Source organism: Photorhabdus stackebrandtii, assembly GCF_011189495.1.
Lineage (GTDB): Bacteria > Pseudomonadota > Gammaproteobacteria > Enterobacterales > Enterobacteriaceae > Photorhabdus > Photorhabdus khanii.
This window is the reverse complement of sequence record NZ_PUJV01000012.1, coordinates 117379-141772: the sequence shown is the minus strand read 5'-3', so window position 1 is coordinate 141772 and position 24394 is coordinate 117379. Positions and strand designations below refer to the sequence as shown.

Here is a 24394-nt window from a genome sequence, read left to right as displayed (position 1 = left end):
CTCAACAGGCCAATGCCGGCGGTCGAGCCCACAGCGGCCGTGACATTCAAGTTACCGTCAGGTCTGGTTGCTTCAGTTCGATCCCGCGCATTGGCAGAAGGCACGACAATCAGCAATCTGGTTGCCCGGAAACCTGTCGGCTGGGCAATGTCTTGCTCACCGGATTCAGCGTTAACCAAAAAGGCGCTCAAAATGGCTTATGAATCAAGAGGAAAACCACAGGGTGTTCTGTTTCATAGTGATCAAGGCAGTCATTATACCAGTAAAGCGTTCAGGAAATTATTGAGTCATTACCCGATCAAGCAAAGCCTGAGCCGTCGGGGGAACTGTTGGGATAATGCGCCAATGGAGCGTCTCTTCAGGAGTCTGAAGAGTGAATGGCTCCCATTGACAGGGTATCGAAATGCGGAGGAAGCCACGCGCTCCATCATCAGTTATATAACGGGCTATTACAGCCAACTTCGTCCCCATTGGTATAACAATGGGTTGACTCCGAATGAATCAGAAAATTTATTTTGGAAAAACTTTCAGGCGGTGACCCATTTTCGTTGACCACAACATGTCTTCGGAATACCCTTTTGACCAATTGGGGCGTTTATGCTCGAGCCACTCAATGGCGATGGATTCAAAACTATTGCTGACCGCAAACGCTTTGGCTGCCTTTTCAGCTTTCTTTTCTTCTATCGGATCATTGCCCCCTACAGGATTCGACAATAACAATTAATATATTGTTTTTAAAAAATTTTATTTAGTTCAATTATCGACTATACCCCCTGTAATACCCCCATATTATTTTGCCTCTGTTTGTCCGAATTCTTTTAGGTTGTCACTGTGGAGAGTAGGGTTTTCATTGCAAAAATATCATTAATAAAACGAATGTTGCTAAAATTGAAATGATAGTTTCAAGGCGGTCTATCTGTTATTTTATTAATATAGTGGCTCACCAGATTTCATTATGACCAAATTACAACCATCGAGATAACGGTGAATGCTCAGCCAAATATTTATCTAAAGATTCATCATTAAGGATTTTAGCCTTAAATAATGGTTTATTTATTTCATTTAAAACCTTAAGATCCTCATGGCAACCTGTATTTTCAAAAAAAATAGCAATGCTTTATCGATAAATTTAATTTCTCCGGAGTTTTTAGCATCAACAATCAAATGTACAATTTTAGTTTTAATTTCTTTACTTTTAAAATAGTAATTATTTTTGTGTAAGTGCTCTTTAGCGTAGAAATCATCTAATTCTTTAGATAAATATTCAAGATTTAAGTAAAAATAGTTATTCATTTCATAATCCAATTATTTAATAATAAGTATGATTAAAATATTAATTGTAATAATTAACGAAAAATTGATAACCAAATGACCCCGCAAGAAAAGAATATCCTGATACAAATTTCCAGTTCAGCTTAAATATATACCAAGAATTCCAAATACTTCTAAACCTTCTTACATTATCTAATTTTTTAAATAGAACACCTCTTTCATAATCAGATAGATATGAATATATTATTTTTTCCTTTATGTTTTTTTTCAGTTTTAGAAAAATTAGATTTATAATTAATGGAAACAAGTTTATCAAAAAAGAACATCAAGCTAAGTAAGAAAGCAATCATTTGAGCGAATTTATTTGGAATTCCCCAACATCCTATACCAGCTAATAATGACCACTCCGCAATAGAATAATGTTGTAATTTTTTCCACCATTGATTCATATCCCTAGAGTAATTTTTTATCCCTCGTTTTATTTCTGAAAATTCTGGCGATCTCTGACAGCGTTTCAAAATACACTCCTTGATAATTTATTTTTGAAAAATAACTCAGTGAAAACATATTGCCATGAAAATAAAATTAACAACTATAAATATTATTTATCCTCATGGCTTATTTCATTGAAACCAAACTATTTAATAGAAACTTTGCGAGCCTTACGCTCAATAGGCTGACCATCATATGAGTCAAAATAACGGCTAGGCCAGATTTCTGAAGGGTGTATTCCGAGATAATTCGCAATAATCCATTAACCTTTTGGCCAAGGCCTGCTGAGAGTATTGGCTAATGTTGATGAACTTAATCCTGCTTGGCGGGAGACAGCCGCTAAGGTAGTACCACGCTTACGTAGTGCAGCAATAATATCAGCTTGATGCCAATCTTTTTTAATATCAATCATTCCTGCTACCCCTTCCATTAATTAATATTGATGGTGGCGATTCAGACAGGGGTCGCGGACCGGAGATCAACCATTCCGGCAAGGCAATGCCTTCCCTGCCTGAACCACCATTGAAAAGGCGATAACAGGCACACTGGTAGAAATTTCCTACCAGTGGGTTGATCATTCAAGGCCGCGACGCCTTGACCATTGGATTGTGCCAATGGCGGAGTTACTTTAACTGATTGTTTTATCTAACTCAATAACTGAACTGCTAAGTTGAACGACTATAAACCCGCTCAACATAACGCCCGCGACCATCGCCATGCCCCAAATCCATTGAAACCAATGCCCTTGCCTCCTGACGACTAAAACCATTCTGCTGGTAAAACGCCAGTGCATCCTGCGCCCACGCATAGCGCAAACTATGAGGAGAATGACAACCTTTTAACCCAATCCTTGTAGTATGTGTCCGCCAATAGTTCATGGCCTGCCTGAGATCTGGCTTATCAATCAATCTACCGCCTCTCTGCCCAGCCACAGCAACGGCCTGTTCTACAGCCTCTTTCACCGCCGCAACATCCAATACACGGGTTTGCCTTGGTCGACCGCCTTTTGTACCGAAAACAACATGCAATTTTGGCTCTGGTTGTTCTAATTGTTTTCGCCAGCTTTTCAATGACGCACTACACTGCACCGCTTCCTGAGAACGTAACCCCATCAATCGGGCAAGTTTCAGTGTGGCCGCAAATCCGGCATCACGTTCCAGTGCCTTCTGATAAACAACCTGAAACGTGGCATCAGGGATCGCCTGCTTTGTTCCCGCGCGACTGGCTCCACTTAATCCCAATGCCTGATTACTCAAACGCGGAGAAGTTTCCAGTTTCTCCCTGCCTGCCATGCGGAAGATATTACGCAGCGCAGACATCTCATTTTGCACCGTTCGTTTAGCAACGCCTTGAGATAAACGGGCATCAACATAATGTTCTACATGCTTGACTTTCAAATGGCTGAGACTTTTAACCTGAATATTCAGACTCAATAACAACGCGCCTAAACGCCCCGCAATCCGAATGCGGTCATGGCAGGTTTTATGGCTGCCACCACCCTGACGGGCAAAAAACTTTAATTCCTTAATCAATCGACTCATCCGTTTCTCCTTACTTAACCTTTCAACATGCGATCTCTGGCGCGCGACAGTGCGGACAAAGCAGGAAATACCGGCTTTGCCCCCTGACGAATATCTGTGCACCAGAGTGAACGCGTGTTGAGGTATTGCGGGGTATCGGTTGAGTACGCGGTACTGCCGCCTGTATTGACAGGTCATCCCCACCGACTAAAAGCCAGCCTCGATATCGTCAGGTTCTCCTTTTGATGATTTTTCAATCTATAAAATGCAGTGTCAGACGCACTGTGTGGTTAAGCAGGCGTGAGCCTGTCATGGTCAGGATGTTCTTTTGCCGCGGCGTCACTTTCAGCAGTAAACCGGCAAAAAGTGACGCCTTAAATCCGCAAATGGTTAGCAACAATCGTGCGAACGTTGAAATGCCAACAGGCACAGCAAACGCCGCAAAGTGAAGTGTCAAACAGTAGTTATGAGTTGATTATTTGGATGCAGAAAAGTTATCTGCTGAATATTTCAAACAAAAATCGTAACAGTATGAATGTGGTGTGTAAGAATAATTTTATGGTATAGCGTGAGCTGCATGATTTAACGTTCAATGCGCTTAGTTGATAGTATAAAAATGCTCTTTTGGAGTATTTTTTAGTTTAAAAAACCTTCATTGTTAGACAAGGGGTTTATGTCTGACAATATCTGCTTCCAAAGGTGCGCAGATGTACCGCAATACTTGCTCTCCCTTGCAGGCTACGGGAGTTTTACTTCGCCACCCGAAGGCGATCCTGACAGGCGATGGATCATTGTTGTAGAAAAAGATATTAGCGGTTAGGCATAGAAGAGTCAAACCATTGACTGCGTCTGCCATCCTTATTTTCTCCTGAATTTTCGTGCATATTCCACTATTTTCTAAATATTTTTCCAAAACCAGACGAGAATCCCATCTGATTGGTTTACTTAGCATTAGTAAGCCAGTGAGTCGCTTTAACGCTCCCATCAGACATTCTTATTAAATCCAATGTTGGTAATTTAGTGAGATTAATTTGTCTATTTTTTAGATCATCAAACGATATTTTTTTCACATCTTGATATCTTCTTTCTATAAATCTACTTAGATTCGCATGCACAAGCTGAGGCTTATCCTTCCAAATTTCTTCTGTTATATGCATGATATTTATATCGTATTCTGTATTTATGGTTAAATCTCGCAAATGAGAATTCCGGATACTACTTTCATTAAAATGCTGTGGGTGACCATCATACTCCATTCCCCAAATTGCAATTATCGCGGAATCATCATTTGTAGAATTGACAATGTGCAACTCAATAGCTAAATCAATATGCCAGTAATCTTGCTGTTTTCTACCTTTTGTATTTAAATACAACGGTTTTATTAGTCTGTATTGAGGATATATATACACTATTTTCTCATCATCAATCATCGCTGAAAAACATACACTTTGTGGTTTTTCAGTGTAACTAAAAATCTCTATGCCCCTAAATTTATCGATTATCTTGGATATCATTAAAGCTTCTGGATATGAGCACCTTCCGGCACTTAGTAAACCAACGGCAACACTTTTTTGAATTCCTTTCTTAACTAATCTTTTCACGGCTTTTTTCTTATTTTTTGAAAGAGTAAAGTAGAAACAACGCACAAATTCTTCAGTCATACATATGTCTCCTAATTTTTCAGAGGTTATTCTAACCGTAATTTCCTCATGAACCCAATGAATTGGTACTGTGGTAAAATTTCCGCTTTTTATTATTGGTGAGAAATGATTAAAGTTGATGTGGTTTTAAATATGTGTCATGACTTCACTTTATCAGTGTTGTTAATGGGATAACAGTTACCTGACAAAGGAGGAAAATATGCGATAGCGAAGATTCTCTTAGAACCATCCCATTAGCGGCTACCAATTAAGATGCCGCTAATGTTACGAAAGGAATTATCTATGTTTTAACATACGTTTCTAATAACGATCTAAAAAGTAAGTCTGTCATATCCTTTTCATGTTTAGTGTCTATCACTACTAATCCTGTTCGAGATATTTTTACTTTTCCTGGATAATTAGGACTTATCATAAAAAGGTGAACTTTATCTACTCGTGATGTATTTTTATCGGAAAATGACTTCTCATAATAGTAACGTAAATCTTTACTACTTGAGACCTGCATTTTAGCTAATGCGTATTCATTAATTTTTATTTGAGATAATTCAATTTGGGTCAATTCTAGAGGAGTTAACTTTGATATTGATTCAACCCAAACCATAGGTTCAATATTAATCTCCTCCAAACTAACTCCTAAACCTAAAACTTTTACTAAGTTTATTGCAAATGGTTTTAAAGTTCTTGGTGGATTAATTATAGCAATCACAGGAAGAGTATTTTCATTAATATAAAATTCTACAATTCTGTATTCAACTCGCTCAAAAGTTGTTGTTTCTCCATACAATGATGGAATAACTTCTTCAAATGTTAATTTTTCAACGAATTTACCAACCAATTCACCACTTCTAACCTTATTAAAAATAAAACCTTTTCCTTTTTCATCTGAATAAGAAGATGATTTTAATTTACTAACCATGTCTGTGATTGATAAGGAAACATTAAGCAACATCCACTTTATTTTCTTCATTTTCGCTTCCTCCAGACATGCTATACTGTGTTGAGTTGTATGCTTTTTCAGCAGAGTTTTCAATTAATTTTCCAAGTTGTTTTTTTTCTAGTTCATTAGCACTTCTGGTTGTTACATTAAACTTACCTTTATTAAAGTTATTTATACCTTTTATATTATAAGCAAAGTCCATACATTTTTCTGGATTTTTAAAAAATGCCTCTAAAATAATTTTATCTCCATTACCAGATGAGGGAACGCTAGACCATGAAACTTTACTTATATAATAGCCCTTTTTGTGAAGATCAGAAAAGATTGAAGATGAGTTAACCGACTCTCCTTTTAAAACAGCTTTTCTAACATATCCTGCATCAATTTTTTCATCATCTTCCTCATCATTAACAGGTTGATTTATAAGCCTATTAACTTCAATATTATTCACATCTTCAACCTCGTAACCTTCTAATCCATGCATTAGATCATGAAAGAACTGGCTACGTAAATTAGGACTTGTCACTACTTCTAAACTTATTTCAAACTGAGGGATTTCTACATTCTTAATTTCTGCCAGATGTGTGCCTATCAATTTTACTAATTCTTTTGACTTCGAATTTTGTGGCATTCTTATATCTATTTTTCCATCATTTATAGTGAAGTCGAGCTTTACACTTTTTTTATCAATTTGTCTGAGTTCTGTACGTGATAAATCGATATCATCGTAATGTAATTCAACAGAGAGTTCACCATTTTTCTTCGTAGTCACTTTAAATACTTCTGATTTAGTTTTTGGATAATGATCTTTCATTTTTTTTATAGCATCCTTTACTTCCTGCTGATTCGTTGAAGTAGTAAGAGATACTTTAGTAACACTTTCTTTAGGGTCGTATGTTTGTACTTTATTTTTTATTTCCTGTAAATCTAGAAATCCATGAGGTAATTTACATACCTCTTCAATTAACTCCTCCTTATTAAGTGATTCAGAAATAATAATGCCTTTTCTCAGAAGAATATCTTGTAACATAGCAGTAGTAATACGTTTATGGTGCAATGCATCATAAATATTTTTCTCAGTAGCAAAGTATAGATTGTTATTACTTTTCATTATCTAATTCCCATTCCAATTTCTTCTAGATTAAAATTAACAATAGTTTTTTCACTAATTTCCATTGTAATCTTATCAAAAAAACTCTTTTGTTCGCCAAGCAACCAAAAAGAACTATATTTCTTTTTTGCGTTAATAAAATTCTGTGGTGATTCACAATGAGGATGCGCATGAATTAATCTGATTTTTATATTTTTATTTTCAGTTAATATCTGGAAGTTGGACAGCATATCAAAAAAATAAACGAACTCATCAACACTGCTGCCTACTTGATTATAATATATAACATACCCTTCATCACGATGCTCATTATCATAGTTAAATCCTTCATGTTTTATAATGAGATATGGCGATGTGAGAGCCTCAATTGTAGCAGGTGTTGATTTAGTTAGAGGGTGTTTTAATCGGGTTAACGACATATCAGGGTAGTAGAAACAGTATTTATCTGGGTGGGGTAGATTTCCCTCACCAATTAGATATTTAATATCAAATGCAATGTTAATGATGTCATATATTTTAAATGGATCCAATAAGTATATTTTTTGTCCACTAGGTAAAGTTAATTTGGACATATCTACTTGTTTCATTATTACATCATAAAAATTAGCATCATAAAGCTGATCGTGATTGTAAATAAATAACAGCCCCCTTACATCAAAACCTAATGAATCGTCTTCAAGATATTTTTTACGCCATTCTTCGTTAGAGTTAGCACATTCAACAGCTAATGAGAGAGAGCACAAAGCTGACTCAACAGTGCCTTTTTTGATTGAGTTTCTACCGTAACTTTTGAGGTCAGTATTTAGGTATACAACCTCTTCTTCATAAGGATTGGTGTAGTAAAATACTACATCGCTTGGATGCGTATCTTTTCCGTGTGCTTCGGTTTCGCAAGGCCAGTTCATGTCTTCTCGTAGTGCTCTTTTCCATTTGAAGACTGTAAAAACTTTTTGTGTTATTAGATTAGCTACTCGTTGAATTGCTGCTGTCTCACCACCAGCCATAAGATTCTCCTTAATTTGTTCAACCCATTATTAAATACAAAGAAATAACAAAAATGCACAGAATGCTCATATCAAAAATTAAGCTTATACTTACTTTTATGCATATGTCTACTCTTGCGTTAATTTGCATAAATTTGAATGAGATATCCAGCAACTCAGTCCAACATACAGTCTTATCCCGATGAGAATTTCTAAACATTATGCTCCTAAATGAAAACCTTCCCATTTAGTTGACAAACACAAAGGATCACAACTGTACTCAACGATGGTTTAAATTGTGAAATACAGAATATTCCCCTAATATTATTAATTCCATCCAGCATCTGAATAAAAATACATCTACTGTACAAAATATTATGCCAAATAGAGACAATTGAAATTATAACAGTCTGAATAGCTAAAATATGCGTACTGCATATGATGCCAAACTGATTACCAACCAGAAAAAGTTTCTTGCTTAATAAGACTATAATTATTTTGGAGTTATGACACTGACGCGCTGCGCTTGTCTTCTCTGATGTGTCTGGCTAATACATTAACCAGACACATCAGAGAGTCTTAAAAACACAATACCCGCCAGAAAAATCCTTTTTATTTAACCCCCTCCCTGTTAAAGAATTAGGAATAAAACTGTTCACCCTGTTCACCTCTAAATATTTTTATTTAAATTCATATTGTTAAAGGGTGATGAGTTGGAATCAGACTCATCACAACTCTTCACCCAACCCTTCACCGTCAAACCAGAAAAAGGTGAACAAGGGTGAAGACTTGTGAACAGTTTTAAAATAACTATTCACCCCATAATGCATTGATATATCTGATTTAAATTACAGGATGAATAGTGGTGAACACTTTTTTATATTTTTAGGAAATCTTTATCAGAGGTGAAAAAAATTATTCTTCTGGCAGGTTATCCCTTGTCAGTTTCGGCAGCCATTCGATGGCCGTATCGATATTCAGACTCAGATTGCTGCGAATGCCCTGTTTGCTTTTCTTACGCAAGTAATGCTGGTTGTACTCTGCCAGTGCGCCGGGCATATCCATACCGAATCGGGTCACAGAAACCGGTTTATTCAGGTTGTTGCCTTTCATATAGGCAAGGTAGGTGTGATAAAGATATTTACGGGGATTGAACGGCACAATTTCCGCATTGCCGATTAACAGACCATCGGCTTCATTGGAAGCCACCAAATAACCGCAAAAATCCACCAGTGGATCTATACCGCGTTTAATATCCAGTGCTTCTTCGGATTTTTGTTGCTCTGCCAGTAAACGCCTTGCAGTTTGTGGATCAGCAAACCGATGAAGCAGTTGCCGGATAATGATAGGCAGTTCTGCCGCGATTTTGTCCCGCAGAAGCGGATCGCGTTCGTTTTCCGGCACGACTTCGGAGAAGTTGAAAATCACCCGACGCCGCGACACTCCGCCACTGCGATCACTGAAGCTCATGGCGTTATTGTTCACCGCCAGTACCACAGCAGGAATACGGGTTGAATAAGGCTGTTTGTGCTTCGGATCAATAGCAACTTAATCCCCGCCTGTAATGGCCTTGATGCCGGAACCATCGCCTACATAGCGGGTCTGGTCGGGCAGGATAATCAACGAATACCCGACAATCAGCGCTCGCTCCCGTGGGTTTTCCAGTGCGGCCATACTGGCAGAAACGGTATTCCCTTTGCCTGCCAGCATCATGCAGATTTCAGCAAAGATGCTTTTGCCACTTCCTCCGGCACCGGTGACTTCCAGAAATAACTGCCAGTCATAACGATTCGCCAGCACCATAAACAGTGCGGCTAGTACTCTTTCTGCTTTATTTTCACAGTGTGCAGTTGCTCGGCTGAGCCAATTCCAGAATCGGGGGGAATGGCTTTGCAGGGTTTCCCCCGAAACGGGGGAATTGAATTCAACATCATTCGCGAGCAATAACCAGTCATGTTTGTGATGAGGCCGGAACTGGCCGATTTTCAAATCAAACACGCCATTACGGAACCCGATTAAATGGCGCTCTGGCGAGTTCATCATAGGAAGCTGTAATTTCAGTGCATCCACGGCAGCGCTGATACCGTGCGGTGAGTACGGCATTTTTTCTTCCATAAAAGCCGCCACCATTTCCCGCTGTAAATCGCGGTTACTGACCGGACACCAGATAATACCACCATAGTGATGAACGGTTTCCGAAGCGCCATCCAATGCCAAATCACCGTCATAACGTGCCAGTAACACTTCTCCTCGCTGACTGGCTCCCATCTGACATAATGTTAGTTTTGACGATTCGGCATCATTGGGCTGAATCGCAGCTTTTTTCGCTATAGGTGCCGGTTGATAAAGCCCTTGAGCAAACGCCAGCTTTGCCGTTTCTACACCGTGTTGTTGGCGATAATCATCCCAATCGGCTTTATGTTCTGTCGGTGGTAACGTGATCCAGCCATTCACTGCAATAGCCGCTTTTTCTGCCGAAATTTTGCCGGTATTCACTTTCGGTTTACCGTTTTTATCCAACTCATCGGGATAATGCCAATCGTTATCTGCGGCAATAATGATTTTTGTGTCCGGCCAGCGTTCCCTGACTAATTGAGCAACGAAGAACAGATTGCCTGCGTCCAGTGCTGCCAGAACAGCGCCGTTACAGAGTTGGTTAACAGTGAGTGCCGTGGCGTAACCTTCGGTAATGATGACGGTATCAGGGTTCTCTTCCAGCGTTGATAAAGGAATAAACGCGCCTTTCTTCTGGCTGCCGGTGAGTAATTTTTTCTCACCATCCGGTTTGATGAGCTGCGCGCCTGTTACTTTTTTGTCCAGTGTTGCGAGTCGCAACACTGTCGAATTATCGGCCAACAATCTCTGATTAGGGCAATGCAGCCCTTTTGCAGTCAAATAGGGAGAATGTCCAGCAACTGTCTGCGACATCAGAGCTGCCACTCTTTCAGCTATAGGTTGTGTTGTTTGAATGGTTTTTCTGGCTGGTTTGGGTTCGGGCAAAGGTAATGCCAGTACGTTCGCAACGATTTTCGCCGCCTCAGTAATAGAAATTCCTTTGGTTCTTGCCACCAAATCCAGCCCATCTCCGTAGTTCGGCATGTCACACTGGCGACAATACCAGTTGCCATGATGGTGATCATCAATAAAGTGAAAACGGTCAGTGCCGCCACAAATCGGGCAGGCACCATGCTTGTCTTTTGCCGGAATATCAATACCACAGGCAGGCAGCAGATTTTCCCAATGATACATGGCGGATTTTTTCACGGTCTGGATCAGATCGAGCGGTTTTTGGCTACGGGTTTTATCTGAATGTGTAAATTTAGGGTGAGTTTGGGTATGCTGTATATCAGCCATCATCGTTACCTCGTATAACGGTTGTTGGTCAGACGCCTCAGTTGTGTTCGTCGCACACTGGGGCGTTGCTTTTTTATATTCTGTTTCTTATGTTCTTTTCTGTGCTATGCCGCCCGTGATCCTGCGATACGCTGCGCAATCCAGTGATCAATTTCTGATTCAATAAACGCGATGGAACGGGTGCCGAGTTTAATTTGTTTCGGGAATGCCCCATCGCTAATCAGTTTGTAGATCCACGCCTTGCTATAACCCGTTCTACGCTGAACTTCGGGCAAACGAATAAGATTTTCTTTCGGTGCTATCATTGTCATATTCTTTATCTCCTGTTACCGAGTCCTTGAGCGCTCATCGTGGACGTTGTTTGATGACAGGCGGATTATTTAAAAAGCAAGATTAAATGAACAGCGTTAATTGTTTACTCCATTTGTAAAATTTATCGGTTTATAGGGAGTATCAGCCCCCCAATTGTATGCTGTATGAAAATCAGTCACTGTTGGAGCCTCCAACACAGTCAACATCCATCATCCATGTTCTGTATAAAAAAATAACTTTGTTGGCACTGCCAACACAGAATAAAAAATCACCACACATCTTAAGTTGTATGAAAAACAGGCTCTTGTGCCCCGGGCACAGGTGTGTGAAAAATCATCGCCTCTTTATGCCCTTTTGCCAAATTTTCCAATTAGCACATTTTCACCGCGTTCCAGCATCTCCATATGATCCGCATACCATTGCAGCATTTCTCTGCGACCTTCCAGATATTGGGCGTGGTTGTAGGTTCCCCGGATGCTGTTCTTATCAACATGGGCAAGCTGAGTTTCAATCCATGCGGTGTTATAGCCTTGTTCATGCAGGATAGTACTTATGGTATGGCGGAAGCCGTGGCCGGTTGCCCTGCCATCATAGCCAATGCGTTTAATAACCTGATTAATGGCGGCCTCGCTCATCGGTTTACCCGCATCATTGCGGCCGGGGAAAACGTATTTTCCACGCCCTGTAATAGAGTGCAGTTTGATAAGAATGGCTTTAACCTGATTAGATAGCGGAACGATGTGAGGGCGGCGCATTTTCATTCGCTCAGCAGGTATCTGCCAGATATCCTTATCGAAATCGAATTCAGTCCATTCTGATTCTCTTAATTCGATGGTACGCACACCAGTAAGCATCAATAAACGTGTCGCGGACTGAGTCACTTCGCTTCCGCTATAGCCCGCCAAGGCGATGAGGAATTCATTCATTTGGTCGGCTAAAAGATGTGGAAAGTGTTTTTGCTTCGGTGCTTTAAGTGCGCTGGCAAGATCAGTAACGGGATTGAACTCAGCCCGCCCTGTAATAACGGCATAGGTGAAAATTTGCCGACAGGCCTGTCTGGTTTTTTTCAATTTATCCAAAACACCGCGTTGCTCCATTTTTCGGAGAACAGCCAACATTTCGGCGGGTTTAATCTCGGTAACAGCACGTTTACCAATATACGGGAAGATATCTTTTTTCAAATATTCCAGAATGTCTTCGGCATATCCTTTTGACCAATTAGGGCGTTTATGCTCGTGCCACTCAATAGCTATGGATTCAAAACTATTGCTGACCACAAAAGCTTTAGCGATTTTTTCAGCTTTCTTTTCCTCTATCGGATCATGACCATCCGATAGCGTCCGCCGGGCTTCGTTTCTCTTGGTTCTTGCTTCTGCGAGGGAGATATCAGGATATACCCCTAATGCGAGTAATTTTTCTTTGCCTACGATCCGGTACTTCAACCGCCAATAGCGAGCTCCATTAGGGTTAACCAATAGGTATAGTCCGCCACCATCTGCAAGTTTATAAGGTTTTTCTTTCGGCTTTGCAGTGTCCACCTGTCGGGCTGTTAGCTTCATCTGGGGGTATCTCACTTCATTGAACCTGAACGTACCCCTAAATATACCCCCATAAGATCGTGGATTTCAACCTACCTGACTGGACTACAGAAGAACGAAAAAAGGCTAACAATGCGTATTTAGTGGGGTTTTGTGGACTTCGAAAGACGTTAAGATATTAAAGGATGGCACGCCCTACAGGATTCGAACCTGTGACCTACGGCTTAGAAGGCCGTTGCTCTATCCAGCTGAGCTAAGGGCGCATTTTGGGAGATGAGCTGTATCTATAATGCTTTGACGCGGGTGAGATTATACGGGGACAAGCCTTTGAGTCAATGGCTTTTCTGCTTATAAATCTCATTTGTCTATTTTCTGATTATCAATAAAACTGACAGCACGCTCATGTTCTGACAAAATAGGCGGTATCCCAATGTTTGATTTATGGATTTATTAGTACATGTCAGCAAAAATTATTGACGGGAAAACGATTGCGCAGACAATCAGAAGAGAAGTCGCAGAACGTGTTCAACAACGTGTCGCAGCGGGAAAACGTGCTCCCGGTCTTGCCGTTGTTTTAGTAGGGGAAAATCCCGCTTCTCAGATTTATGTCGCAAGCAAACGCCGTGCCTGCGAAGAAGTCGGGTTTGTTTCCCGTTCTTATGATCTGCCAGATACTACCAGTGAAGCAGAGTTACTGAACCTTATCGATCAGCTCAATAACGATTCAGAAATTGATGGAATTCTGGTGCAGCTCCCTTTGCCTGCCGGTATCGACAATGTCAAAGTTCTGGAACGTATCCAACCTGATAAGGATGTTGATGGCTTCCATCCCTATAATATTGGCCGTCTGTGTCAACGCGCTCCAAAACTGCGCCCCTGTACTCCGCGTGGTATCGCAACGTTGCTTGAACGCTGCGAAATTAATACTTATGGCCTAAATGCCGTCATTATCGGCGCTTCAAATATTGTTGGTCGTCCAATGAGCCTGGAACTGTTACTGGCTGGCTGTACCACCACAGTTACTCACCGCTTTACCAAAGATTTACGTCACCATGTGGAACATGCGGATCTGCTGATTGTGGCTGTCGGTAAACCAAACTTTATCCCCGGCGAATGGATTAAACCAGGCGCTATCGTTATTGATGTAGGCATTAACCGTCTGGAAGACGGTAAAGTCATTGGTGATGTTGATTTTGAAACCGCATCAGAGCGGGCTAGCTGGATTTCGCCTGTTCCAGGTGGTGTTGGGCCAATGACTGTAGCCACTCTTATCCAGAATACCTTGCAAGCCTGCGAGGAATACCACAACGTGGAAAAAACAGAAGGTTGTTAATGGAAATTTTTTCTTTAGAAGGCCATCCTCATGTGGAGCTGTGTGATCTGCTGAAATTTCAAGGATGGAGTGAAAGCGGTGCTGCCGCCAAAGCGGTTATTGCTGAAGGTCTGATTGAAGTCAATGGTCAGACAGAGACGCGAAAACGCTGCAAAATTACTGCCGGACAGGTTGTTACCTTCAACGGTGACTCTGTTTGCATCAAAGAATAACTAAAATAGGCTCCACCAAAAGGGAGCCTATTTTATAAAGCCAGCCCAGTGACTAAAAATATATCTAACTTACTTACGACGCCAACTAGTTCCCTGCGGGCCGTCTTCCAACTCAATCCCCATCTCATTCAACTGATTACGGGCAGCATCTGCCAGCGCCCAATCTTTGTTTTGACGAGCATCATTACGCTGCTTAATCAGCACTTCGATTTTGGCAATTTCTTCATCATCAGCCTGAACACCATTGTGCAGAAATTGTTCCGGCTCTTGTTCCAACAAACCTAAAATGCCGGCCAATTTACGTAACTCAGCCGCCAGGCCATTCGCCTCAGCCATATTTTCTGATTTCAGGCGGTTGATTTCACGTGCTATGTCAAACAGTACCGAATAAGCCTCTGGCGTATTGAAATCATCATCCATCGCTTCCTTGAAACGCGCCTCAAACATTTCACCACCTGCTGGCTGTACAGACGCATCCGTACCACGCAGAGAAGTATATAAACGTTCAAGCGCAGTACGCGCCTGTTTCAGGTTTTCTTCAGTGTAGTTAAGCTGACTGCGATAATGGCCTGATAGCAGGAAGTAACGTACCGTCTCCGCATCGTAATATTCCAGTACGTCACGGATAGTAAAGAAGTTGTTCAGCGATTTAGACATCTTCTCTTTATCCACCATCACCATTCCAGAATGCATCCAATAATTCACATACGGGCCATCATGGGCACAGGTAGACTGAGCAATTTCATTTTCATGATGCGGAAACATGAGATCAGCACCACCACCATGAATATCAAAATGATTACCTAGCTGTTTGTTGTTCATTGCAGAACATTCAATATGCCAACCAGGACGACCGGCTCCCCACGGAGATTCCCAGCTTGGTTCACCTGACTTAGACATTTTCCACAATACGAAATCCATCGGGTTACGCTTGGCATCGGCCACTTCTACTCGTGCACCTGCTTGTAACTGGCTGAGATCCTGACGGGAAAGTGATCCGTAATCCGGATCACTCTCGACGGAAAACATAACATCACCATTATCTGCCACATAAGCATGATCACGTTTTATCAACGATTCTGTCAGTTCAATAATCTCTGAGATATGACGAGTCGCATGTGGTTCCAAGTCAGGACGTAAAATATTCAGCACATCAAAATCTTTATGCATTTCTGCCAGCATACGACTGGTCAGCTCATCGCAACTTTCACAGTTTTCCGCCGCACGCTTGATGATTTTATCATCAACATCGGTCACGTTGCGCACATAGGTCAAATCGTATCCCAGATAGCGCAGGTAACGGGCAACCACATCAAAGGAAACAAATGTTCTACCGTGACCAATATGGCACAGGTCATAAATCGTAATACCACACACGTACATCCCTACTTTTCCTGGATGGATTGGCTTAAATTCTTCTTTCTGGCGACTGAGGGTATTGAAAATTTTTAGCATCGGGATTTTCCGTAAATTCACTGTACGCGTGATTAAAAATAACGAATTGATAATTCTGGATTTATGTCCTTATCTCATAAATAAGTTCTCGATATGGCATAGTCCAATAAGATATTGAAACCTGATATTAAGCGCTTTGCAAGGTTGACGAGCAAGATAGCTTACTGAAATTAATAGGTACTGACTCATTATGGTAGATGTGATATAAAAGCCGCCTGGTCCAAATGCCCTAAACCGGGTTAATCAAAACTATTATTAGGATTTCAATTATGGTGACTTTCCATACCAATTTTGGCGATATCGTAATTAATACTTTCGCTGACAAAGCTCCTGTAACTGTTGAAAATTTCTTGAACTACTGCCGCAATAACTTCTACGATAACACTATCTTCCACCGTGTTATTAACGGTTTCATGATTCAAGGTGGTGGGTTTGAACCTGGTATGAAACAAAAATCGACTGACGCGGCTATCAAAAACGAAGCCAATAATGGTCTGAAAAACAATCGTGGCACTCTGGCTATGGCACGTACCAATGATCCACACTCCGCGACTGCACAGTTCTTCGTCAATGTTGTTGATAATGATTTCCTGAACTTCCGTTCTGAGCGTCCTGATGGCTGGGGTTACTGCGTATTTGCAGAAGTGGTCGAAGGTATGGATGTTGTTGATAAAATCAAAAGCGTATCTACCGGCCGCAGCGGCATGCACCAAGACGTACCACGCGAAGACGTTATCATCGAAAAAGTGACCGTCAGCGAGTAATTTACTACGTATGTGCACACTTTTTATCGCAGATTTACATCTCAGCGAACACGAACCGGCAATCACTGCCGGTTTTCTACGCTTTCTGCGTGAGGATGCTATTCAGGCGGATAGTCTCTATATTCTCGGTGATCTGTTCGATTACTGGATTGGCGATGATGATCACAATCCTCTCCACTATGAAATTGCCACCGCATTAAAAACACTAAAAAAACAAGGCATTACTTGTTATTTTATCCATGGTAATCGTGATTTTCTTATCGGTTCCCGCTTTGCTGAAGAAAGCGGAATGATACTGTTACCACAGGAAAAAATAGTGGAACTGTATGGTAAGCGGGTGCTTATCTTACACGGAGATACTTTGTGCACTGATGACGAAGGTTATCAACAATATCGTAAACGGGTACATACCCCGTGGATCCAGCGCCTGTTTTTATTATTACCTCTGTTTATCCGCCAGAAAATCGCCGAAAAAATGCGAGCAAACAGCCAATCTGTTAACAACAGAAAATCCGAAGCAATTATGGATGTCAATCAGCAAGCCGTTATTGATGTTTTTGAGCAGTACCAAGCTGACTGGATAATACATGGGCATACTCACCGTCCTGCTGTACATGAAATTCCTTTGCATAACAAAATAGTTTACCGCGGTGTGCTTGGTGCATGGCATCACCAAGGATCAATGTTCAAAGTAACGGGCGAATCAACTGATCTTATCTTCTTCCCATTCTGATTAATGAGAGATACTCATATCCAAGTATCATAACGAAGGATAAATCAACGCAATCGTTTTCCTTAGCTTATGAGCATGATATGATTCGCCGCTTTAAAGCGCTATTTTCGTTCTGGTGGACGTTAAAACACAGGAGCATTTGATTTATGACTGCCCGGCCTGATTCAGCAGGAACAACTCAACACAACGCCAAAATTGCCATCGTTATGGGGTCTAAAAGCGACTGGGCGACTATGCAGCACGCGGCGGATATTCTCACCTCCCTTAATGTCCCCTTCCATGTTGAAATTGTTTCTGCCCATCGTACACCAGATAAACTATTCAGTTTTGCCGAACAGGCTGAACAAAATGGTTTTGATGTCATTATCGCTGGCGCAGGTGGTGCTGCCCATTTACCCGGAATGCTGGCAGCGAAAACACTGGTGCCGATCCTAGGCGTACCCGTACAAAGTGCGGCACTTAATGGTGTAGACAGCCTCTATTCAATCGTACAAATGCCAAGAGGCATTCCCGTCGGCACACTTGCAATTGGGAAAGCCGGCGCGGCAAACGCAGCTCTGCTGGCAGCACAGATTCTGGCCCGTCATGATAAAGATTTGCTGAAACACCTTACCTGTTGGCGTGAAACACAAACTCAGGATGTACTCGATAATCCCGATCCACGGGAGGAAGCATGAAGCCAGTTTGTGTATTAGGTAATGGTCAGCTCGGCCGGATGTTACGTCAGGCGGGTGAACCTTTAGGTATCATGGTTTATCCGGTTGGCCTGGATGCAGAACCCGAAGCTGTTCCTTACCAAAATAGTGTTATCACCGCCGAAATTGAGCGCTGGCCGGAAACCGCCCTCACCCAAGAACTCGCCCGCCATAAGGCTTTTGCTAATCGGGATATTTTTCCCCGTCTGGCAGATCGTCTGCCACAAAAGCAATTAATAGATAGCCTTGGGCTTGCAACTGCTCCGTGGCACTTACTGTCTGATATCCGCCAATGGCCACAACTATTTGCAAAACTCGGCCATTTCGTCATCGTTAAACGCCGTATCGGCGGTTACGATGGCCGTGGACAATGGCGCATCCACCCCGGAGATGAAACAGCGTTACCGACCGATATTTATGGTGAATGTATTGCCGAACAAGCGATTCCTTTCTCTGGTGAAGTGTCATTGGTAGGTGCACGCAATGAAAGTGGTGATTGTGTGTTCTATCCATTGACTCACAATCTGCATCAAGATGGCATTCTGCGGGCCAGTATTGCCTTTCCTCAGGAAAACTGCCATTTACAACAGCAGGCCCAGAACATGTTGTCAGCCATTATGCATGAGCTGAAATATGTCGGCGTAATGGCAATGGAGTGTTTTATCGTCGATGATCATTTACTGATTAATGAGCTGGCGCCACGGGTTCACAATAGTGGTCACTGGACTCAAAACGGTGCTTCCATCAGCCAATTTGAATTACACCTTCGCGCTATTCTGGATTTACCTATGCCTTACCCAGAAGTTACTGCGCCCTCAGTCATGGTTAATCTGATTGGCACAGAGGTAAATAACCAATGGCTCAGTTTGCCATTAGTACACTTGCATTGGTATGAGAAAGAAGTTCGTCCGGCGCGTAAGGTTGGTCACCTTAATCTTTCTCATTCAAATAAAAATGAATTAAAAAATACGTTGCAAAAACTAATCCCAATGCTGCCACCTGAGTATCAGAGCGGTCTGGAGTGGGTGCAGGAAAAATTAAATTAGCTGCTTATCATCTAATAGCCCTGAGTTAAATGTGGAAGCGAAAATAAAATAATTTACCGCTCCACATTCCCACTCTTTCCGAATTCTTTTATATTCCTTTGATTATTGCATTAATTTATTAGCATTAATAGCTCTGGATACAGTATCTACAATAGTTCTTGTTGTTTGATCTATTTCATAATTCAGTAAATCGCCAATTTTAATATTACCAAGATTAGTCAACCTTAATGTTTCCGGAATTAAATTCAATTCTATGATTTTATTTTCTTCATTTATGCCATTTATTGTTAAACTACAACCATGAAGACCAATAAAACCTTTATGAAAAAAATATTTGATATTATCTTCAGGAATACTAATAATTAATTGATAGGTTTCTCCAGTTTCGATAAAATCAACGACTTTTGCTACTCCCTCAATATGCCCATATAGACTATGCCCGCCATTTTCTTTATGCATTTGATGTGATCTTTCAATATTAACTTTATCTCCCACATCTAAAAATTTTAATGTGGTCACGTCAGAAGTAAAATCTGAAATATCAAAAGAAACAATATCATTTTTAAATTGCGTCACAGTCAAGCATGTGCCATTAATAGCAACACTCGCGCCCACAAAAACATCGTCAAAGAAATGGTTAATATTACTTATAGCCAATGTGCTAAATCCATTTCTTTTATCAAGAGATAATACTGTTTCTTTTCCTTGCACAATTCCAGTATACATAATTACCCCGTTATATTAAGTAAAAAACCCATTAAATAATAACTTTTATGCTATCTTGAAATATACTCCTGGTAAAGAGTTATTAATGGCATTATCACGACTTATTTCAAAAAAATTTATATGTTTATGATTTCAATATAATAAAAACATCAAGGGTTAAAAACTTAATGCGTTATTCATTATAGTAATTTTTAATTATATCAAATAACTGTGTTAAGTTTATGAGATTTTAATGTTAAATAAACAATTAAATATCAAATAAGATCTATAATTTAAATTAATGAGAATAATAATTAAAAAATTGTATTTATATATTTTTAAAATAATAACACACCATATCTTATAAAACATTAACAAAATAATACGTATATATTTATAAAATATTTTACATAGCAATTTACAATATTTAAATTGTAATTCACTACTAAATAAAATTCCAAAATAGTGCTACATCTTATACCACTCATCATTCTATATATAACAATAGGTTGAAGATGGATGTGTGTAGCAGAATTATGAAACGTTATTTAGCCTTAATTCCACTATGATATATAAAATATTAATTCAATGTTGTCATTTCTATGACTATTTATAAATATAAATAAAATCATAAAATTCAGTGATCTAAGTCACAATTACATAAACATTTACATGCAACAATTAATTAACAATATTCTTTCAAATCTGGAACATAAAGTTAAATAAAAAAACCTTAGCTAATTAAATAATCAATATATTAGCGATACTAAAAAATAACTAAAGTTAGAATAATCTTATTTTTCTACACAGTTCACCATTCATCAATAAAATCAAATCTCCCTTTGACAAAACCGTCTCATTAGATCAATGCTATCGCCATTATTAGTCCGATAACGTATGAAAAGGGGAACCCTCGTGTTATTTTCCGGGAAAGCCCACAATCCTAAAAGCTGCTCACCGTTCTTTTTCACTTTAGGGCTATTTACTCCATTTTCTTGTGCCGCTTATCTGGCAATGACCCGGTATTGGATCAGCACCAGATTAAAACAGAGAAAATTATCTTCAATATTGTTATTACTACCGGTAATCAATCAAGCTCAGGCAAGTGATTTCGTTAATTTTCAATCTATTGATACCAGCCTTTATATGCAATTTGAAAACCGGGTCGATCCCAAAAAAACGATCTCACCAATTTTAGAGGCTTTCGGTGACTACAGTGTCGGAGATATGTACATCTATAGTATTTGGCAAAATTCACTGCAAAACGATTATACAGGTGACAAAAGCACCTATTATTATAAACTTGTACCGAGAGTAAGCTTTAGTAAAGTGACTGGTAATGACATTTCTTTTGGGCCGTTAAAAGATATTCTGTTCGCTCAATGGGTTGCTAAAACCAAAGGTATAGATTACGACTACTTCCCAGGTATCAGCATTGACTGGCAAGCAGACTGGATTAGCTGGTTACGTACAATTTTTTATTTTGAGAATAACGCCAAAGGGAACTGGAACGATCAGCGAATTCATATTGATTATGGAATTCCCTTCAATAATCGTTTCGGTGATTTTCGGGTTGTCGGGACTTTCGATTATACATTAGGCTTACATGGACAACCCAAAACTATCGATTTCAAACCTGAGTTGCACTATGATTTAGGAAAATTCCTAGGCAATCAACCAGGCCACTTATGGACTGGCATCGTCCTGAATCCAATAAAAAATAAATACAAAATAAAAGATACCCCTTATTATCGAACGGATCAATTTAGCTACGGGATCTTTATTCGATATAGTTTTTTCTGATACCGAAATAAAATATCAGAAATTTTTGATGACCTTTATCCATTATGGAGTCAAGATGCCCATTCAACATGACAGGTTCGGACGTACTTATCAGTGGCTCCTGCTGATACTTTTGGGTCTGGTTTATTTTTTGGTCACCGCAACGACATTTACCTCATTGGGCGTTGTGTTACCCAGCATGATCAAGGAATTACACTGGAGTTGGACTGACGCAGGTTTGGGATTCACTTTACTTGGCCTGTCATGTGGGCTGTCCAGTTACCTTCCGGCGATGCTTATTCGCCATACGAGTGTCCGGGCCACTTTGCTAATCGGTACGCTAATTTTCATCACCGGTTTTTACATTCTCTACAACACCCACAGTATCACCGCCTATTTCACCGGCACAACGCTGCTGGGGATCGGTTTTAGCCTTATGGCTACCGTTCCCGGAACTTATGTCATTAGCCGGCTTTTTGAAAAACAGTCGCTGGCCTTTGGTATCTATTTCACCATTGGTGGATTAGGGGGTGTGCTTGGTCCATGGATCTATTTCCTGGCAACAGTATTCTGGGGAAGCTGGCGCATGCACTGGGCAATTTCCGGGGTATTACTGACCCTGCTCAGCCTGTTGACTATTTTAGTGATGCGCGAAGGCAAAAAGGAAAATGCCCATGCTGAACAAGTCAGTAAAAATCAACAAGATCAACCCCCTTCCAGCATCTATCGCACCAAGGAAATCTGGAATGCCCGGCAGGCACTGCAAACCTGGCAATTTTATGCCATTGCGGCAGCCTATACCTCTTTCTTACTGTGCGGAATAACCGTTAACAGTTTTGCTGTAGCCCATATCACCGAAAATGGATTCAGTGAGTCTGTTGCAGCTTCTTCGCTCAGTATTTTGGCTTTTATCAATGCATTTTCAAGATTTGCCGGAGGAGCTGTTGGTGAATGGCTCGATCCCAAAAAGCTTCTTATCGGTAGTCTGTCGATAATTATCTGTGGTCTTATCGCACTAAGCGCTGCCTCTTCATGGACATTTTTAATCCTGTTTACTTTATGTATTGGCATCGGTTATGGCATGACCTTTCTGGCATCCAGCCTATTATTGTTCAATTATTTTGGGCGTAAGCCTTACCTGGAATTGTTCTCAGTGGTGAACCTGATCTCCACTATTGCATGTTTCGCCCCTTTCCTGGTAGGAGCGATTAAAGATTATTCAGGCAGTTTTACACCCGCATTCTTCATTATCGCTATACCCGTGCTTACCATTCTGATTATCACATTCACGATGCAACCACCTTCACAAATAGTGAAGAAACACTCTGATAACAGTACTTTGCTTAACTGAATTACAAAACAAAATGGACCTGAAAAGGTATTCCTTACAACATAAAAACAAGGAATTAATGATGGCAAAAAAAGAATTCGGTGTATTTCTGCCCATAGCCAAAGGTGGGTGGATTATTTCTAAAAATACACCACCACTGGATGCTTCTTATCAACAAAACCGTGAAGCCGCTGTTCTGGCTGATCAAATTGGTCTGGATTTCATTATGTCCATGAGTAAATGGCGTGGCTTCGGCGGTGAAACGGAACATTGGGGTTGTTCGCTGGAATCCGTCACGATGATGGCTGGTATCGCTGAAGTGACTCATCATGCCAAACTTATCGCGACCATGCATGCTGGGCTGCATAATCCTGCCGTGGCAGCTAAGATGATCGCCACATTGGATCAGATTAGTCATGGACGCGCCGGGTTGAATATTGTCTCCGGTTCATTCAAAGATGAATTTGAACAAATGGGAGAATGGGATAGTGATTTAGATCACGATCAGCGTTATGCAATGACTGAAGAATGGACCCAATTGATCAAACGGCTTTGGTGCGAGAAGCAGGTTAATCACCAAGGAGAGTTCTTTAATTTGAAGAATTGTGTTTCTGAACCTAAACCTGTTTCCGTTCCACGTCCTTATTTGGTCTGTGCTGGTCAATCAGAACGTGGACTGCACTTTAGTGTACGTAATACTGATGTGTGTTTCATTGGTGGCAAGGATGAAGAAGAGACACAGCAAATAAGCCTAACGGCCAAACGTATTGCGGCAGAATACGGTACAACCACTAAGACCTTTTGTATGTGTACGATTATCTGCGCCGAAACAGATGAAGAAGCTGAAACTCTGGCTCAGTTCTATCGAGATGGCCTGGATATCGACGCAGTTAAAAGCATGATGCATAGTTTCGGCGTCGATGTTGGTGAAAAAAGCAATGCTATGGTTGAACGATCCCAAAATGCCTTTATGACCCACACGGCTATCGGCAACCCGGAAACTTGTCGCAGACAATTGTCAGATTTACTGCGTGAATGCGAGCTGGATGGCGTTATGTTAATCTTCCCTGATTATGTCGAAGGTCTCACGACTTTCGGCGCAAAAATCCTGCCACAACTTAGAGCCGAATTTGCTTAAACAACGATAAACAGATCAGCA

At 40.6% G+C, this 24394-nt stretch carries 22 protein-coding genes, 1 tRNA gene and 3 pseudogenes; 10 read left to right on the top strand and 16 right to left on the bottom strand.

What is annotated here, in order from left to right; genetic code table 11:
- The coding region (locus tag C5470_RS12505; RefSeq protein WP_242687959.1) for a DDE-type integrase/transposase/recombinase at positions 1–552 on the top strand (552 nt) is incomplete at its 5' end.
- A gap of 3 nt (positions 553–555) precedes the next feature.
- Here the strand turns inward: C5470_RS12505 and C5470_RS23940 are convergent.
- The 14 genes and pseudogenes from C5470_RS23940 to C5470_RS12440 all read right to left on the bottom strand — a co-directional run.
- Positions 556–696: pseudogene (locus tag C5470_RS23940) on the bottom strand (integrase); the annotation flags it as partial.
- 366 nt (positions 697–1062) lie between these two features.
- On the bottom strand, positions 1063–1293 hold the full coding sequence (locus C5470_RS12500) for a hypothetical protein (protein WP_242687957.1): 231 nt from the start codon (positions 1291–1293) through the stop codon (positions 1063–1065).
- A gap of 203 nt (positions 1294–1496) precedes the next feature.
- Positions 1497–1790 carry a hypothetical protein gene (locus C5470_RS12495; RefSeq protein WP_166289480.1) on the bottom strand — a complete coding sequence of 98 codons (294 nt, stop codon included), beginning with the start codon at positions 1788–1790 and terminating at the stop codon, positions 1497–1499.
- Between the two features lie 119 nt (positions 1791–1909).
- Positions 1910–2176, bottom strand: a pseudogene (locus tag C5470_RS12490) (helix-turn-helix domain-containing protein).
- A gap of 253 nt (positions 2177–2429) precedes the next feature.
- Positions 2430–3305 carry an integrase domain-containing protein gene (locus C5470_RS12485; protein WP_166289477.1) on the bottom strand — a complete coding sequence of 292 codons (876 nt, stop codon included), beginning with the start codon at positions 3303–3305 and terminating at the stop codon, positions 2430–2432.
- A gap of 232 nt (positions 3306–3537) precedes the next feature.
- Positions 3538–3714: a hypothetical protein gene (locus C5470_RS12480; protein WP_166289474.1), complete on the bottom strand. Its 177-nt coding sequence runs from the start codon at positions 3712–3714 to the stop codon at positions 3538–3540.
- A gap of 511 nt (positions 3715–4225) precedes the next feature.
- Positions 4226–4945 carry a hypothetical protein gene (locus C5470_RS12475; RefSeq protein WP_166289471.1) on the bottom strand — a complete coding sequence of 240 codons (720 nt, stop codon included), beginning with the start codon at positions 4943–4945 and terminating at the stop codon, positions 4226–4228.
- 280 nt (positions 4946–5225) lie between these two features.
- The gene (locus tag C5470_RS12470) at positions 5226–5912 is read right to left on the bottom strand and encodes a hypothetical protein (RefSeq protein ID WP_166289468.1); all 687 of its coding nucleotides are present in this window, start codon (positions 5910–5912) and stop codon (positions 5226–5228) included.
- Entirely contained in the window at positions 5884–6993 is a 1110-nt protein-coding gene (locus C5470_RS12465; protein WP_242687955.1) for a hypothetical protein, read from the bottom strand. The genes C5470_RS12470 and C5470_RS12465 overlap by 29 nt, the downstream gene beginning before the upstream one ends.
- Positions 6993–7997, bottom strand: a complete 1005-nt coding sequence (locus tag C5470_RS12460; protein ID WP_166289465.1) for a PD-(D/E)XK nuclease domain-containing protein — start codon at positions 7995–7997, stop codon at positions 6993–6995. Before C5470_RS12460 ends, C5470_RS12465 begins: the two co-directional genes overlap by 1 nt.
- An 894-nt stretch (positions 7998–8891) precedes the next feature.
- Positions 8892–11225 (bottom strand): annotated as a pseudogene (locus C5470_RS12455) (toprim domain-containing protein).
- A 209-nt stretch (positions 11226–11434) separates the two neighbouring features.
- Complete coding sequence (locus C5470_RS12450; RefSeq protein ID WP_166289462.1) at positions 11435–11641, bottom strand: helix-turn-helix transcriptional regulator; 207 nt, start codon at positions 11639–11641, stop codon at positions 11435–11437.
- 345 nt (positions 11642–11986) lie between these two features.
- On the bottom strand, positions 11987–13201 hold the full coding sequence (locus C5470_RS12445) for a tyrosine-type recombinase/integrase (RefSeq protein ID WP_166289459.1): 1215 nt from the start codon (positions 13199–13201) through the stop codon (positions 11987–11989).
- 165 nt (positions 13202–13366) lie between these two features.
- Positions 13367–13443, bottom strand: a tRNA-Arg gene (locus C5470_RS12440).
- A gap of 194 nt (positions 13444–13637) precedes the next feature.
- On the opposite strand from C5470_RS12440, the gene folD reads away from it, so the two are divergent.
- Both folD and ybcJ read left to right on the top strand, forming a co-directional pair.
- Positions 13638–14513, top strand: a complete 876-nt coding sequence (gene folD, locus C5470_RS12435; protein WP_166289456.1) for a bifunctional methylenetetrahydrofolate dehydrogenase/methenyltetrahydrofolate cyclohydrolase FolD — start codon at positions 13638–13640, stop codon at positions 14511–14513.
- Positions 14513–14725 (top strand): ribosome-associated protein YbcJ, encoded by a 213-nt coding sequence (ybcJ, locus tag C5470_RS12430; protein WP_166289453.1) that lies wholly within the window; start codon positions 14513–14515, stop codon positions 14723–14725. The genes folD and ybcJ overlap by 1 nt, the downstream gene beginning before the upstream one ends.
- A gap of 69 nt (positions 14726–14794) precedes the next feature.
- Here ybcJ and cysS read toward each other — a convergent pair whose 3' ends face one another.
- Entirely contained in the window at positions 14795–16180 is a 1386-nt protein-coding gene (gene cysS, locus C5470_RS12425) for a cysteine--tRNA ligase (protein ID WP_166289450.1), read from the bottom strand.
- A 269-nt stretch (positions 16181–16449) separates the two neighbouring features.
- Here cysS and ppiB point away from each other — a divergent pair, with 269 nt between their 5' ends.
- The 4 genes from ppiB to purK all read left to right on the top strand — a co-directional run bounded on the left by ppiB (position 16450) and on the right by purK (position 19418).
- Positions 16450–16944: a peptidylprolyl isomerase B gene (gene ppiB / locus C5470_RS12420; protein ID WP_166289447.1), complete on the top strand. Its 495-nt coding sequence runs from the start codon at positions 16450–16452 to the stop codon at positions 16942–16944.
- A 10-nt stretch (positions 16945–16954) separates the two neighbouring features.
- Positions 16955–17677, top strand: coding sequence for a UDP-2,3-diacylglucosamine diphosphatase (gene lpxH / locus C5470_RS12415; RefSeq protein WP_166289444.1), 723 nt, complete (start codon positions 16955–16957; stop codon positions 17675–17677).
- A 146-nt stretch (positions 17678–17823) separates the two neighbouring features.
- The gene (gene purE / locus C5470_RS12410; protein ID WP_166289441.1) at positions 17824–18354 is read left to right on the top strand and encodes a 5-(carboxyamino)imidazole ribonucleotide mutase; all 531 of its coding nucleotides are present in this window, start codon (positions 17824–17826) and stop codon (positions 18352–18354) included.
- Positions 18351–19418 carry a 5-(carboxyamino)imidazole ribonucleotide synthase gene (gene purK, locus C5470_RS12405; RefSeq protein WP_166289438.1) on the top strand — a complete coding sequence of 356 codons (1068 nt, stop codon included), beginning with the start codon at positions 18351–18353 and terminating at the stop codon, positions 19416–19418. Before purE ends, purK begins: the two co-directional genes overlap by 4 nt.
- A gap of 102 nt (positions 19419–19520) precedes the next feature.
- Here the strand turns inward: purK and C5470_RS12400 are convergent, their stop codons facing one another.
- Entirely contained in the window at positions 19521–20144 is a 624-nt protein-coding gene (locus C5470_RS12400; protein ID WP_166289435.1) for a riboflavin synthase subunit alpha, read from the bottom strand.
- 894 nt (positions 20145–21038) lie between these two features.
- Here C5470_RS12400 and C5470_RS12395 point away from each other — a divergent pair.
- From C5470_RS12395 to C5470_RS12385, 3 genes are read left to right on the top strand one after another with little or no spacing between them, the layout of a single operon-like run.
- Positions 21039–21926 (top strand): outer membrane protein OmpK, encoded by an 888-nt coding sequence (locus C5470_RS12395; protein WP_339916539.1) that lies wholly within the window; start codon positions 21039–21041, stop codon positions 21924–21926.
- Positions 21927–21981: 55 nt separating this feature from the next.
- Positions 21982–23256: an MFS transporter gene (locus tag C5470_RS12390; RefSeq protein WP_207626970.1), complete on the top strand. Its 1275-nt coding sequence runs from the start codon at positions 21982–21984 to the stop codon at positions 23254–23256.
- Positions 23257–23314: 58 nt separating this feature from the next.
- On the top strand, positions 23315–24373 hold the full coding sequence (locus C5470_RS12385; protein ID WP_242687953.1) for an LLM class flavin-dependent oxidoreductase: 1059 nt from the start codon (positions 23315–23317) through the stop codon (positions 24371–24373).
- The last annotated feature ends 21 nt before the right edge of the window (positions 24374–24394 follow it).

What these genes read in the sequence shown, in the direction of transcription:
- C5470_RS12500 (WP_242687957.1), bottom strand. Translation starts at nt 1,293, where the DNA reads ATGAATAACTATTTTTACTTAAATCTTGAATATTTATCTAAAGAATTA.
- C5470_RS12485 (WP_166289477.1), bottom strand. Translation starts at nt 3,305, where the DNA reads ATGAGTCGATTGATTAAGGAATTAAAGTTTTTTGCCCGTCAGGGTGGT.
- C5470_RS12475 (WP_166289471.1), bottom strand. Translation starts at nt 4,945, where the DNA reads ATGACTGAAGAATTTGTGCGTTGTTTCTACTTTACTCTTTCAAAAAAT.
- C5470_RS12470 (WP_166289468.1), bottom strand. Translation starts at nt 5,912, where the DNA reads ATGAAGAAAATAAAGTGGATGTTGCTTAATGTTTCCTTATCAATCACA.
- C5470_RS12465 (WP_242687955.1), bottom strand. Translation starts at nt 6,993, where the DNA reads ATGAAAAGTAATAACAATCTATACTTTGCTACTGAGAAAAATATTTAT.
- C5470_RS12460 (WP_166289465.1), bottom strand. Translation starts at nt 7,997, where the DNA reads ATGGCTGGTGGTGAGACAGCAGCAATTCAACGAGTAGCTAATCTAATA.
- C5470_RS12450 (WP_166289462.1), bottom strand. Translation starts at nt 11,641, where the DNA reads ATGACAATGATAGCACCGAAAGAAAATCTTATTCGTTTGCCCGAAGTT.
- C5470_RS12445 (WP_166289459.1), bottom strand. Translation starts at nt 13,201, where the DNA reads ATGAAGCTAACAGCCCGACAGGTGGACACTGCAAAGCCGAAAGAAAAA.
- folD (WP_166289456.1), top strand. Translation starts at nt 13,638, where the DNA reads ATGTCAGCAAAAATTATTGACGGGAAAACGATTGCGCAGACAATCAGA.
- ybcJ (WP_166289453.1), top strand. Translation starts at nt 14,513, where the DNA reads ATGGAAATTTTTTCTTTAGAAGGCCATCCTCATGTGGAGCTGTGTGAT.
- cysS (WP_166289450.1), bottom strand. Translation starts at nt 16,180, where the DNA reads ATGCTAAAAATTTTCAATACCCTCAGTCGCCAGAAAGAAGAATTTAAG.
- ppiB (WP_166289447.1), top strand. Translation starts at nt 16,450, where the DNA reads ATGGTGACTTTCCATACCAATTTTGGCGATATCGTAATTAATACTTTC.
- lpxH (WP_166289444.1), top strand. Translation starts at nt 16,955, where the DNA reads ATGTGCACACTTTTTATCGCAGATTTACATCTCAGCGAACACGAACCG.
- purE (WP_166289441.1), top strand. Translation starts at nt 17,824, where the DNA reads ATGACTGCCCGGCCTGATTCAGCAGGAACAACTCAACACAACGCCAAA.
- purK (WP_166289438.1), top strand. Translation starts at nt 18,351, where the DNA reads ATGAAGCCAGTTTGTGTATTAGGTAATGGTCAGCTCGGCCGGATGTTA.
- C5470_RS12400 (WP_166289435.1), bottom strand. Translation starts at nt 20,144, where the DNA reads ATGTATACTGGAATTGTGCAAGGAAAAGAAACAGTATTATCTCTTGAT.
- C5470_RS12390 (WP_207626970.1), top strand. Translation starts at nt 21,982, where the DNA reads ATGCCCATTCAACATGACAGGTTCGGACGTACTTATCAGTGGCTCCTG.
- C5470_RS12385 (WP_242687953.1), top strand. Translation starts at nt 23,315, where the DNA reads ATGATGGCAAAAAAAGAATTCGGTGTATTTCTGCCCATAGCCAAAGGT.